Source organism: Flavobacterium chungangense LMG 26729 (assembly GCF_000735715.2).
Classification (GTDB): domain Bacteria; phylum Bacteroidota; class Bacteroidia; order Flavobacteriales; family Flavobacteriaceae; genus Flavobacterium; species Flavobacterium chungangense.
Window position 1 is genome coordinate 219,026 of sequence record NZ_JASY01000002.1, and the last position, 13,299, is coordinate 232,324.

A 13,299-nucleotide genomic window follows, 5' to 3' on the forward strand; every position below is an offset into this window, starting at 1 on the left:
CAATCTATATCCTGTAGGACATGTTCTGGTACATACACAGTTGCAGGTTGTGTAATTTAACTGATAACCACTATCACAGCTTACCTGACTTCCACAGGGGTTGCCAGGTCCAGGGTCAGGGTCAGGATCAGAATTACAAGATTCAATACCTGTTGATCCCCCTATACAACCACAACTAGCCCAATAGGCGGACCCTCCGATTTCTCCGGTGCAGTCTGGTTCATCATTACCACCAGATCCATCATCGGGTTTGTCAGCAACAACTGTTGAGCAATTCCACTCACAATCGTTGGTATCTATACCATCTATATTACCATGTACGCAAGTTTCTGTTATAGTATAACTGCCATAATCATTAACTGTAATATCGTCTGGTTCGTTGCAAATAATGACGTCTTCCAGTTCTTCACCAGTTGTATTTTCATTGACACGATGATTAGACTCAATAAATCCTTCATTGTTATTGACAAAAGAGGCTGTCCTTGTTTTTTGGACAGCCTCATTAAATAGACTTTTCAGTGTAAGTCTAATGAATAGGGATTAAATAAATATTATATATATTTTCACTTTTGTTGATATAGAGATTACTAGCATTTACAAAGTATCCACCATGTTCGTTTGTGCCTAAATTAAAAGTTACAAAAGCACCTTTGTTAAAACTAACTGTATAATTTCCATTATGATCAGTCTCAACATGTTTTTTTTCATGCTCTGCATAGCTTTCGTCTGGACTATTTGCATATTTCCAACATTCTATCTCAATTACGATGTTTTCATTTTTTATAGGCTTTTGAGTATGTTTATTAAAAACAGTTCCTTTAATTGTGATGTTCTCAACATCTTTTCCCGTACAGGAAATTAAAAACATGCTCAGTAATAGTATATACTTTTGCTGAACTTTATTTATTGCATAGTTTATCATTCGGATTTTTTTACTTTTGAAATTAAAAAGAGAAGACCGTCTAACAATGTAGACGGCTTCTTTTATGAAGAACGCAAGGAAATCATTTCCGCACGATCGGATAATCTTTAGATTTTATCTAAAATTATTATAACTATTTCAAATACAAAAATAATTAATCCAAGTAATACGACCCAATTAGTAAAAATATATTTTATTTTTTCGGTTTTAACAATATTAACTATTTCAAAAATAATAAATATCAAACTAAAAACTAGATGCAGAAAATTAAATATATATGCAAGTGCAAATAATTCACTAAACGACATAAACAATTTAAATAAAACGAAAATAAATACGTTGTAAACACGTACTTTATTTAAGATATTTAATTCTTCGAAATTATCATCTGTAGTTTCACTCATGATTTATTGATTTTGTATCGGTTGATGACCATTAGCGACCAAAATATTATTTATTTGATTTAGCACTACAATGTCAAATTCTAGTCCAGCTAATTGTAATTCTTCTCTAAGTTTTAAAGTAAGAATAGGTATATATGGTTTGTCTTGATACTTAGTTATTGTTTGTTGCATTTGAGTACTTGTAAAATTATTATTAAGCACTTGTATTGCTGAAATTTTAAATGATGTATAATCTAAGTTGTCTTTTATTGTTTGCCAAACAGTGACTGGTACGTCGGGTCTTTCATTTGCTTTACGATCAATAAATCTATTAGTAAAATAAGGCAATCTGGTAGAAACTTCAAGTCTATTGTAATAAACTTCAGCAATCGTTGGTTGTGGTTGTATTATGTCTTTAAAATTATTTTTCGTTTCTATTGATTTTGAAAACACATTAATTGTAATAAAAAGAAATAAAATGATATTTTTCATATATAAATATTTTTTAATTAATTATTCAGGACAGTCATTTTCATTATATTCAAATCTTTCAGCATAAACCTTGTTTTTATCAAAAGGCTTAATTATTGCTCCTGTTTTAGATTTAATAAATTTTTCGAGATTTGACATTAAATTTTTCCAGGTAGCATCGGCGGCATTATTAAATAAAAAATCATGTCCAGAATCGAATCCATTCAAAGAATAGTCTATTAGTTGACCTAAACGATCGGCTCCTCTCAAATAAAAAGAGTAACTGCCATCACTATTAGTTTCTATACCAAACTGTCTATGTCCACTAACAAAGTGCCCTTGATGATCTAAACTGTGTACTGTTGTAAACGTCCAATACATTTCATCGTAGTTGTATTCTGTACATATTACAGTAGAGGTATCCATAAAATTATTAAAATTCATTACAGCACCTATTGGATTAGATGATTCCCATTTATTGCCGTCTGCGATAGAATAAGGTTCCAATTTAACTGAAGTTCCGACTATACTACCGCCAGTTACAAAATCAGAAAAATCTCTTCTAATTTCGTCAAACAACATTTGTGGTTGGTAACCATTTGGCAAATTTGTTATATTTAATGCGTATTTATCAAGATTAATATCTCCCCAACCATCTTCAATTTCCTGTATTTCAAATAACTTTACATCAACATAGGAACCATTCATAAAAACCGTTTTTTCTCTTTGATCTATTAAGTTTTTAACATCTGTAGAAATTTCTTTATGCCTTAAATCAGAATTCAAACAAGGGTTAACTCTACATTGGCAATCTATAAGATCAAAACCAACAGGACAGGTTGTTGTGCAGGGTGTTTCTTTTTCACAATTACATGAAAGTAAGTTTAGCCTATAACCTGGTGGACATGTTCTAGTACATTCGCAGTTGCAGGTTGTGTAATTCAGCTGTTGACCATTAGGACAGACGATTTGATTTCCGCAAGGGTTACCAGAGCTTCCTGAACCAGGGTCAGGATCAGGATCAGAATTACAAGATTCTCTTCCTGTTGATCCCCCTATACAACCACAATTAGCTAAATAGGCAGACCCGCCTGGATCTCCATTACAGTCTGGTTCATCATTACCACCAGAGCCATCATCGGGTTTATCAGCAACAACTGTTGAGCAATTCCACTCACAATCGTTGGTAGCTATGCCATCTATATTGCTCCATACGCAGGTTTCTGTTATAGTGTAACTGCCATAATCATCAACTGTAATATCGTCTGGTTCGTTGCAAATAATGACGTCTTCCAGTTCTTCACCCCAGGGATCTTCCTGTGCATACGATTGATAGCAAACCAAATTTAGGCTATTATTTTTGAAAACAGGCGTTATGCCCGTCAAAAATAGTATTAAAAACAGTATTTTTTTCATTTTACAATTTAGATTTAATTACTATTGTCGATTTACTTTTATTACTGTAGTTTACTTTCAAAACATAGGATCCATCAGCAACATTTATTGCAATGGTATGGGTGTGATTGCCGGCAGGCAGGGATAGTTTTTCAGTATATAAAACAGTTCCTGCCATAGAGTACAAAGCAATATCAACGGTACTTTTTTCGTTCAAACTGAGGTTAAAAGAAAAGCTGTCGTTAAAGGGATTAGGATAGATTACTAACGGATCATTTTTTAATGATGGGGCACCAGTATCCTGTTTATTTTTGGCCAAACTGATATATATCGGTTTTTCAGGTTCGTTTTGTCTTACAGACCACAATTGTAAATTTCCTGACAAATAATGGGTATCCTGATAGTTTGTAGTTTTTAAACGGGCATCTTTAAATAAAAATGTAGTCGGTTTTTTGGCACTATAATGATCAATTTTACTGTAAGCTGTGTTATCAAACATTACTTCGGTATCGGTAATTTTACCATGTAGCTCCACACTGTTCTTGTTGTTTTCTGTCCAGGTACCGCTAAAAGTTCCATCCCTTTGCGATTTCAAATCGACAGTTAAGGGTTCTTTAGCAATAATGTGCTGGCCGCTCCAGTCGTAGGTAACAATGTATCCGGTATAACTTCCGTTTAGGGTTTCAGCATTATTTATTTGATGTTGAACAGTCTCAAAATGATTTTTAGCTTCCGGATGTGTTTCTTTTTTCTTTGAATATGAGGTTAGCGTTTGTTTATAATCGGCAAACTCAGGTTCAGCTTCCATCATCTCGTTTTCTGCAGGGTTATAACCATAATTGGCTGCTTTGGTAAGCCATTGTTTTGCGGTTGCCAAATCTTTTGGTGTTCCGTAGCCATTCCGATAGCATATTCCCAAAAGGTACATAGAACCCAGACTGCCGTATTGGCTTGATTCTTTAAACAATTCAAACGCCTGGTTATAATCCTGCTGGCAGCCTAAACCTTTGTAAAGCATATAGCCTTTGCCAAACATACTTGTGGTAGCTTTTATCGCTGCACCTTTAGAATAGTATTCAAAAGCTTTTTTAAAATCCTGAGGAGTTCCCAGTCCCTCTCTGTGCATGGTACCTACATTAAACCAGGCTTTTGCATAGCCGGCTTCTGCAGCTTTAAGAAACCAGCTCAATGCTGTTTCCTGGTTTTGTGCTGTTCCCACTCCTTCACTGTAAAGAATAGCCAGCATGTTCATTGCCTTAGGAATAGCTTCTTCTTCAGCAGCTTTTTTACAGGTAAAAAATCCTTTTTCAGGATTGTAAAATGTATGGTTTTCATTGAGCTGCATTTTGGCCATATCCAGTGAGGTGATGACAGCTTTATTTTTAGTCTGTGCCCAGGGCTGTAGTGATAACAGGAGCACTATTATTTGGATAATTTTTTTCATGTATCATTTTTTTAATGATTGTTAAGAAATCCATATATTTTGTATGTAACTTTTTCTAAAAGAAAGTCGTTAGATTTACCAAGCAAATTTGGTTTTAGTCTCTTCTGATTTTTTGGAAGTATTACGGGTTTCATCAGACTGTAATCTTCTAAGGGATTCCGGAAGAGTTGTATTCATTTTGCGCATGCTTTCGCTTGTTTTTGGTACATCCTTGCCAAAACGTTCTTTTTTTACCAGTTTGGCCAAATTGTAATTGAAAAGTTCACTTTGTACTTTGGTACTGTCAAGTCCTTCGTCAATTCCGCGTTCTTTCATTTTTTGCCAGGAACCTTTTGCCCAGGCATTGGCGGTTTTTTTGTTCAGATCGATTAACAATTGTGTGTATTGTTCATCCGTAAGAATGGTTGGCAATATTTTTCTTTCGTAATCTTTTAAATCCAAATATTCGTTTTCTGCTTTTTTTTCAGCCATGAGCTTACTTTGATAGATTAGATTTTCAATTTGTGTTTTGTCCAGTTTTAGCTTTTCCCTGCTTCTGACAGCACTGGCAAATTTTGAATTGTCATCAGCGCGTAGTACTTTATCTCCAATAAGGCTTTTATTTTTTAACGCCTGTAAATAATAATTAGAGATCGAATCGTATTTTGAAATGACATGGGTAAGATTGTTTTGTGATTTTTTGGATTTCTCCGAAGACATCATAGCTTTTTCCAGTTCAATTCTACGATTATAATACGTCTCGTAAAGTGTTTTATAGGTTTCAGGATCTAATTTGTACTTATGGGTAATTAAGGCCAACTGGGCTTTTGCTTCTGCTTCTGCATTCTTTTCGGCTTGTTGCAAATACTGATCTTTAAATGGTTGTTTTTGGTTGTTTTGTGCATTCATTGAATGCGAAAAAAAAGCAAGACTAATGATTAGTCCAAAAATTGTTTTTTTCATGGTTTGATGGTTAAATAGTTAATGATTATTTGAATTAGAACCAGATTCTTTCCTGGTTATCAGTTATAATAAAAGGTCTTTCTTTACCTTGCGAATATTCGGGAATTAGAAGTAATAATGCATTTTTAGGAACTTTTTCAAAAACTAAGGAAGAATTTCCTTCTACAAATGTTTTTTCTCCCATCGCAATCCAGTTATTATTCCAGTAATACAGGGTATATTTTTTGTCTAATCGAAATTTGAGGTATTTGTCCTGTTCTTCAATAGTTACATTTCGGGTATTTACCAAATCAGGTTTTAGTGTTAGCTGATGCTGGTATCCGGAAGCAATTGGATATGCTGCGGCTTGTATTTTTCCGTTTACGAAATAAGCAGGTAAAAAAACGGCTCCTTTACATAAATTATCAAATTTTGCTTTGCCCTTATTTATTTTCCCCCACCAGGTAGGTTTCCACTTCATACCGTTAAATACACATACGTATGCTATAGATGGTTGAGACGGAATGGTAAAAAGAGATGTTTCCAGACTGCCGGTCTGCCAGTAGTTTGCCGTGACGTCCATGTAATTTTTGTTTCGCATAAATCCGGGAGGTATTTGTTCACGATCTATAATATTAGCCAATACATCCGGCTGTTTTGCATAGGTAATGCGTATGACTTTTGAAGGTTCTCTTGAAAAATTATCGATTTTTATATTAGCGGTAGAAACATCAAAAGGAACTAATTCGCCCTCTGAAGAAAAAGTACTATTGAAAAAATGAGTGCCTGTGGATGTTGCCCAATAGGGAACGCTTTCGAGTGAAGCACAATATCCTTGAGAACGAAGCGTGTAAGTCATTAAGTTACCAATATCATCACAATTTCCTTTCTTGCGGTTTAGTAATTGAATAGGACCCAGATGAGGTAAGGGTTCTTTGCGCTGCTCCTGATCCCACGTATTGACAAACCATGTTCTCATATCTTTTGCAAAATAATTTAGTGCATCTTCGGTGCTTTGTGTTTTTAAACTATCCCGGATCCATCCAAATTTTTCATGATAAACAGATCGCCAGTCCTGCAGAGGTTCTGAGCCAACCCTGTAAGGTAATATGTAATTGCAGAAATCAGTGAACGATATATTTTTGGATTGAGGCTGTTTCCAGACAGCAAAAGCATTTTCGATATTCCTGATTAAGAAATCAGTTTTTATAGTATCAATGTCTTTATAAGTATAGGGTACTGGCTTTATATTTTCATATTTGGGTTTAATTTCTTCAAAGGCTTTGACAGCACTTACAAAATCAGGATAATCCATTTCGTTATAAGGTATTCGTTTTCCCTTTCCATCTGTCCAGTAATAATCGACAGAAGAGTGAATGTCCATATTCGAAATCAAAAAATAAGTGGCTTTTAGCTTCAGGCTGTCTGCTTTATTTTGATTGTACCGTTGTATTACTTTTTCCAGTTCTCCGCGGTTTTTGCCGGCTTTTTCTAAAACTGCTGTTACATTTTTTGGTAAGTTATTTTGGCTGCGAACATACAGGCTCGAAAGAAGCAATAACATCATTATAATTTTACCCATAATTTGAGATTGGATTTAAAGTTTAAATTGAATTTGCGGTATTATTTTGGCAGCTTTTCAAAAATAGATTTGCCTCTTTTTGATATTTTTCAGTTAACTCATTGCGTTGAACAGGTTGCATATTCACAATCTGCCGCGCTATCATACAGGCTAATTTTATTTGTTTGTCGGTTCTCAAAACTTGCATCAGATTGAATTTATATTTCATTGTTTTTGGAGAAAGTGTTGTAAGCTGATATAAATTTGATATTGCTCCTGTTCTATCCTTTAATTTAAGCAGACATCGGGCAGACATATCATAAAGCTTAGGATTAGCACTGAATTTTTTGGCACAATTAAATTGGTATAAAGCTTCTCCATATTTATGCTGCGCATACAGAAGATTGCCATAAATTATACAAAAACTCACAGAGTTTTGCTGAGTTTCTCTCAGCGGTAAAAGCAAATTTTCAGCTTTCTCAAAATTTCCTGCCATTAGAAACTCTTGTGCTTTTTTATTCTGACGATGTGCTTTAGCCTGGTTTAATTGGCTGTAAGTGATATAAACAGTAATGCAGATAAGTATGAGAAGTACTGTTTTGAATCTGCTTGGTGCAATGTTTAATTCAACTAATTTTTTTTGATTGGTGCTAGTACATAAAATTCCTGCGTAACAACAAAACAGCAGCATAACGGGAATAGCTTCGATTGTAAAATTAAAAATTGCCATTAACGTAAAGGAAGCAAAACCGGCATAAGCAGCATAATGTATTTTTAGATTTTCATTAGCACCACTTTCTAAGACTATGTCGTTGTTTTTTTTCGATGGATATAAAAAGGAAATTAGCATTGTAATAAACAATACTATGGCAGGAATACCGCCTTCTATGCCTTGTTCTAAATAATCATTGTAAGCCATTAATACAAACGAAGCATTTTTTAACTCTTTTTGATTTAGTTTTCCTTCCTGTATGGCTTTAGCTTGTTTAAGATTGTATTCTTTTTCAAACATTCCTGTTCCATATCCTCTTACAGGAGAATCCAATATCATTTGTGAAGTAATAGTCCAGATAAGTTTACGGCCGTCTGCTGAATCCTTTTTATCAAAGTATAATTGTCTTGCTATAGGGATACATAAAATTCCTATAGCAAGAATTCCAAATAAAACGTATTTAATTTTATAGCGTTTGAGTATATCAAAATAGAATATCAGAAACAGTCCGGAGGAAAATGCACCACCTAATAATGCTGTACGGCATTCTAAAAGAAATAATCCAATGCATACGGTTAAAAGCATCAGATAATGAATGTTTTTTAGAAACAAAACAGACGTTTTGAAGCATAAATAGAGTAATGCCGGAAGAGACAATGCCATATACATGGCTACCACATTCGGATTCGCAAAACTTCCTGTAACTTCAAAGCTGGCATTTTCACTGGGAATTTTGCCTAAATATTGCAGGATACACCAGATGCCTTGTAATGCAGCAATAAAGGCAACAGCTCTATAAAAAACGATTGTCTGGTTTTTTCTTAAAATTATAAAAGAAATAAGAAACACAAATAGTATTGCAATACGATAATTCTTAGACTGGACTGCTATTCCTGTTTGCACAAAGACAAATAGTGCCCAAGCTAAAAAAAGAACAAATGGCAGTGTTATTTTAATTCCGGTACTATTCTTTATAGTTCGATATTTCCAAATAAGAACTATTGTAAAAATTACTCCGCTTCCTATTGCAAATGAAAAATAATTAAAGAAACTACTGTATATAAATATTTTGAAATTGATTAAACAGCTTAAAAACAATAAAGAGGATAATAAAAAGCAGACTTTAGAGAGGATATTAGATTGGGAGAGATGATTCACGTTGAATATTTTTAACCATTTATAGATTGTTAAAATGTAAATATTTGTAATATATACACTTGTAAAAATATACTTATGATGTCAGTAGAGCAATACCCACTTTTAGTGATATTTATATAAAAAAAGATATATATTTTTTGTTCTGTAAGCAGAAATCGAACAAATGAAATCTTTAATATAAACTGCTTTAGCGAAGTAAATGTGGGTTCTGCAAAATTATTATGAGTTTGATTTGTATCATTTAGAATTATAAAAAAAGCAGTCTTATGGTTTCCTGATTTTTTGATAATTTTTATGAAAAAATGGGTGTACGTCTAAATGGTGTTAGAAGACAATGGATAAAATAGGGGATAGTATTAAACAAAAAATCCCTTTTGATTTTTTCAAAAGGGATAATCTTGCTTTTAATTGAAGGAATTTTTATTCTTCGTCCTTCTCAATTGCATCCTTGTAATCCGGATACAGGAATTTATTATAAGGAAATCTCGTAATATGAATCTGTCGGACAGCTTCGTAAACCCTTTCCCTGAATTCTTCGAAATTCTCTTTATTGGCAGCCGAAATAAACAGAGCATTATCTTCGCCTAAACGATGCATCCACGTTGTTTTCCACTCCTCAAGTGTAAAATGTCTTGGCGTCTTTTCAGTCATTAAATCATCTTCATCAATCGTCAGATGTTTGTAAGCATCAATTTTATTGAAAACCATAATAACCGGTTTTTCATGTGCTTTAATATCCTGCAAAGTCTGATTTACAGAGGCAATATGATCTTCAAATTCAGGATGTGATATGTCTACAATGTGTAGCAATAAATCGGCTTCACGAACTTCATCAAGTGTGCTTTTAAAAGAATCTACCAATTGAGTTGGCAATTTTCTAATAAAACCTACCGTGTCCGAAAGTAAAAATGGCAGGTTTTTAATCACCACTTTTCGAACCGTAGTATCTAAGGTTGCGAACAATTTATTCTCAACAAAAACATCGCTTTTACCAATAGCATTCATCAAGGTAGATTTTCCAACATTGGTATAGCCCACAAGAGCAACTCTGACCATCGCACCACGATTGCTTCGCTGAACACCCATTTGTTTGTCAATGGTTTTGATTTTATCTTTCAAAAGCGAAATTCGGTCACGCACGATACGTCTGTCTGTTTCAATCTCAGTTTCACCCGGACCACGCATACCAATACCCCCTTTTTGACGCTCAAGGTGTGTCCATAGACCAGAAAGTCTTGGTAGTAAATATTGACATTGTGCCAGTTCTACTTGCGTCCTTGCATACGATGTTTCGGCTCTTTGAGCAAATATATCCAGGATAAGATTGGTTCTGTCCAGAATTTTACAATCTATAATTTTAGAAATATTTTTTTGCTGCGATGGCGTTAATTCATCATCAAAAATTAAAGTTGATATACTGTTTTCTTTTACAAAAAGATTGATTTCATCTATTTTTCCCGTACCAACAAAAGTTTTAGGATTCGGGCGTTCCATTTTTTGCGAAAAGCGTTTAATCACTTCACCACCGGCGGTAAAAGTCAAAAACTCTAATTCATCCAGATATTCGTTAAGTTTTTCTTCACTTTGATTTTGAGTTACAATACCAACAATAGCTGTTTTCTCAAAATTTATAACTTCTTTTTCTAACATAGCTTTGAATAAGTTGCAAATTTAATGATTTGTAAACTACTAACACTTATAGAATATTGTTTTTAAGTTCTATTTAAGAAATTGTTGCAGACCTTGTATAAAAACAAAACCATTTAGAAAATTAATTCTCTAAATGGTTTAAAGTAAACTGAAATACAGTGTTTATTCGTAAATAAATGTTTTTTCTGTTTTTACAATTCCGTTTTCTTCAATTTGAGAGCACGAAATAGGGAAATTTAATTTATTGTATTTGTACTTTCTGCTTACGGCAACTAAAGCAGTAGAAGTAGGGCTGAAATTTACTTCATTATTATAAGATATTGTTTCAAAGCTAAACTCATTTTCATGATATGAAATCATTGGAACAATAATTTTATAATTATCGCCAAATAAATTCTGAACGATTAACTGATCTACAGACTTTTTATCATCAAAAGTATACGTTTTAGAGATCTTATCTCCAACAAGCCCCTTATGTTTTGATACGTTGTCATTTACATAGACATATTCAATTTTACCAATAATGGCCTTATTTCTGTCACGTGAGGTGCGTCTTACAATAATGCCGTTTTCTACAATATATTCAATATCTTCAAGGATATTCTGGTGATTTGTACTTTTCTTTGTTATAGCTTTTATTCTTGCTCCATCGTATGAAAAGGTCACGGTTTTAGTTATGTAGTCATTACCTTCGTGATACTTGTTTACAAATTTTGTAATATTGTTATCTGCGTTATAAGTGTAATTAATAACTTCTTTCCAGTCGCTCCCAATTTTATCCTTCACGGTCATATCCAATAATCCATTTTTATTGTAAAAGAATTTCTGAATAACATCTGAAGTTGTGATGCTTTCAATTTTTCCGTCTTTAAAAAGAACTGTTTTGTTTACAATTTCACCGTCTTTAGAATTTTGGTAATTTGTTTTTACAATGTTAATTTGTTTTAAGCGAACTGGGCTGTCCTGACTGTGTAATAAACTGGTAGAAACCATTGCAATGATGGCAAACAAGTAGATTTTTTTCATATGTATTTCAATTGATTTGGGACGACCAAAATACAAAATTCTATAAAAAATTAACAATTTATGATTAAAATAATTTTTAAAATTAATTCATAAACCATTTGTACTTTGTAATCTATTATATTTTCTAAATTTTAACTGGTTTATTATTGATTTTAAGGGTGTTTATTATTTTGGTTGCTTCTTTAAAATACAGATTAAAAAATTTATTAACTAACTTTATTTGTTTTTGGATTACAATTAAACAAAGCTATTAACTACCAACTTGAATTAATTATTATTTGATGTTTAGTTATTAGCTAATTTTTTTCTCCAAACATTTTCACATCGTCCACCATAAATGCTCCGTTAAGAGTTTTATCTTTTCCTGATCCTGTATATTTAAATGCAATATTTACATTTCCTGAATAAGCAGATAAATCAATTCCACCGGAACTCATAAACTGGCGTGTTGGTGTAGAAAGTGATGCTACTTTTGCGTCTAGTTTTATCCAGGTGGCTTTGGTTACATTTGATCCGTCAAAATTGGTTGAGATGTAAACTTCTAAAGTGTTCAAAGCCGAATCGACTTTTAAGTCATGTTGTGCACTTCTAAAAGACAATACCGTATTTTTATATTGAGTTAAATTAATTTTTGGCGTTACCAGCCAGGCAATATTTTGTGCAGCTGTTGTGCTTGTAGTGTTAAATTCTGCATAACCGTTTCCGGCGGTAACCATAGTTCTCCATAATTTTGAAGCTTTTTCTACGATATTGCTCCAATCTGGTAATGCAAAATTGACATTATTGGTAACCGTTTGAAAATCTTCGGTAAAAAAAGGAATATTGCTTTTTCCATCCATAACAACATCTTTTTCTGAACGGATCATTAATTGATAATCGGAAGCATATTTGGTTAAAATTCCGCGTACTTTTCCGCTGCCTTCAGGAACTAAATGGTCTGAAAAATCAGCAAAACTACTGGTTCTGAAAATGATCTGATTTCCGGATTTATCTCTTAGTCCCCAGTTGGTAGATCCTCCAACATTATTCGCCTCTTCAAAATAATGACGGCCAATAGCTGCTTCCAAAAACTGAACATCAGACAACTCAATAAGTGTGTTTAGTTTACTGTCGTTTAAAGCTTCTTCAATAGAAATTGAATTGACTAATTGATCTTCATCGAGCATCGTACAAGAAGCATGTACTACTTTTTTATAATCATTTTGAGAAATTCTTCCTACCGAAGCGGCTCCTGAATTGCCTTCATATAGACTTCCAATTCGCATTCCTCCATAAAATAAATCGGTAAACTGGTCTTTTAATTTGATGTACACTTTATTTCCAACACGATAATCTATAAAAGTGTTTGTCGCATCTATAGCAACGCTGAATCCAACAGCTGGCTTGGTGTCTGTCGCCAGAGTCTGAAGATACAGGATTTTAAAAAAGTTTCCGTTTTCATCACTTGAAATTACATAAGCTTCAATTATATCATCGTAAACATATTTTGTAGCAGTAATGGTTGCCGTTTTCAGCACATTTTCAACGGTTCTGTTTACGATTAAATCAGGCTGCGTGCATTCTAATTTTGGAATGTTGACATCATCATTGCAATTACAAAAAAGGAATAGGAATAATATTGATATGAAACTTTTATTGCTGTTTTTCATTTGAAAA

At 33.3% G+C, this 13,299-nt stretch carries 11 protein-coding genes; all 11 read right to left on the reverse strand.

Annotation, left to right across the window (positions count from 1 at the left end):
- Positions 1 to 526 precede the first annotated feature (526 nt).
- Positions 527 to 922, reverse strand: coding sequence for a hypothetical protein (locus tag JE46_RS04100; protein ID WP_031453997.1), 396 nt, complete (start codon positions 920 to 922; stop codon positions 527 to 529).
- Between the two features lie 107 nt (positions 923 to 1,029).
- Positions 1,030 to 1,326: a hypothetical protein gene (locus JE46_RS04105; protein WP_031453998.1), complete on the reverse strand. Its 297-nt coding sequence runs from the start codon at positions 1,324 to 1,326 to the stop codon at positions 1,030 to 1,032.
- Between the two features lie 3 nt (positions 1,327 to 1,329).
- Complete coding sequence (locus JE46_RS04110; protein ID WP_031453999.1) at positions 1,330 to 1,797, reverse strand: hypothetical protein; 468 nt, start codon at positions 1,795 to 1,797, stop codon at positions 1,330 to 1,332.
- A 21-nt stretch (positions 1,798 to 1,818) separates the two neighbouring features.
- Positions 1,819 to 3,120, reverse strand: coding sequence for a hypothetical protein (locus tag JE46_RS04115; protein ID WP_157505873.1), 1,302 nt, complete (start codon positions 3,118 to 3,120; stop codon positions 1,819 to 1,821).
- Between the two features lie 73 nt (positions 3,121 to 3,193).
- Positions 3,194 to 4,615 (reverse strand): tetratricopeptide repeat protein, encoded by a 1,422-nt coding sequence (locus tag JE46_RS04120; RefSeq protein WP_031454001.1) that lies wholly within the window; start codon positions 4,613 to 4,615, stop codon positions 3,194 to 3,196.
- Between the two features lie 75 nt (positions 4,616 to 4,690).
- Complete coding sequence (locus tag JE46_RS04125) at positions 4,691 to 5,557, reverse strand: hypothetical protein (RefSeq protein ID WP_031454002.1); 867 nt, start codon at positions 5,555 to 5,557, stop codon at positions 4,691 to 4,693.
- Positions 5,558 to 5,591: 34 nt separating this feature from the next.
- Positions 5,592 to 7,118 carry a hypothetical protein gene (locus JE46_RS04130; RefSeq protein WP_051872820.1) on the reverse strand — a complete coding sequence of 509 codons (1,527 nt, stop codon included), beginning with the start codon at positions 7,116 to 7,118 and terminating at the stop codon, positions 5,592 to 5,594.
- A gap of 22 nt (positions 7,119 to 7,140) precedes the next feature.
- Positions 7,141 to 8,712, reverse strand: coding sequence for an O-antigen ligase family protein (locus JE46_RS04135; RefSeq protein ID WP_157505874.1), 1,572 nt, complete (start codon positions 8,710 to 8,712; stop codon positions 7,141 to 7,143).
- A 675-nt stretch (positions 8,713 to 9,387) separates the two neighbouring features.
- Entirely contained in the window at positions 9,388 to 10,617 is a 1,230-nt protein-coding gene (gene hflX / locus JE46_RS04140; RefSeq protein WP_031454005.1) for a GTPase HflX, read from the reverse strand.
- A 162-nt stretch (positions 10,618 to 10,779) separates the two neighbouring features.
- Positions 10,780 to 11,643 carry a hypothetical protein gene (locus JE46_RS04145; RefSeq protein ID WP_031454006.1) on the reverse strand — a complete coding sequence of 288 codons (864 nt, stop codon included), beginning with the start codon at positions 11,641 to 11,643 and terminating at the stop codon, positions 10,780 to 10,782.
- 296 nt (positions 11,644 to 11,939) lie between these two features.
- Entirely contained in the window at positions 11,940 to 13,292 is a 1,353-nt protein-coding gene (locus tag JE46_RS04150; protein ID WP_031454007.1) for a DUF5689 domain-containing protein, read from the reverse strand.
- Positions 13,293 to 13,299 lie beyond the last annotated feature (7 nt).

Bases quoted from the DNA above. Each gene is read 5' to 3' on its own strand.
- JE46_RS04145 (WP_031454006.1), bottom strand. From the start codon at position 11,643: ATGAAAAAAATCTACTTGTTTGCCATCATTGCAATGGTTTCTACCAGT.
- JE46_RS04100 (WP_031453997.1), bottom strand. From the start codon at position 922: ATGATAAACTATGCAATAAATAAAGTTCAGCAAAAGTATATACTATTA.
- JE46_RS04105 (WP_031453998.1), bottom strand. From the start codon at position 1,326: ATGAGTGAAACTACAGATGATAATTTCGAAGAATTAAATATCTTAAAT.
- JE46_RS04125 (WP_031454002.1), bottom strand. From the start codon at position 5,557: ATGAAAAAAACAATTTTTGGACTAATCATTAGTCTTGCTTTTTTTTCG.
- JE46_RS04110 (WP_031453999.1), bottom strand. From the start codon at position 1,797: ATGAAAAATATCATTTTATTTCTTTTTATTACAATTAATGTGTTTTCA.
- hflX (WP_031454005.1), bottom strand. From the start codon at position 10,617: ATGTTAGAAAAAGAAGTTATAAATTTTGAGAAAACAGCTATTGTTGGT.
- JE46_RS04120 (WP_031454001.1), bottom strand. From the start codon at position 4,615: ATGAAAAAAATTATCCAAATAATAGTGCTCCTGTTATCACTACAGCCC.
- JE46_RS04130 (WP_051872820.1), bottom strand. From the start codon at position 7,118: ATGGGTAAAATTATAATGATGTTATTGCTTCTTTCGAGCCTGTATGTT.
- JE46_RS04150 (WP_031454007.1), bottom strand. From the start codon at position 13,292: ATGAAAAACAGCAATAAAAGTTTCATATCAATATTATTCCTATTCCTT.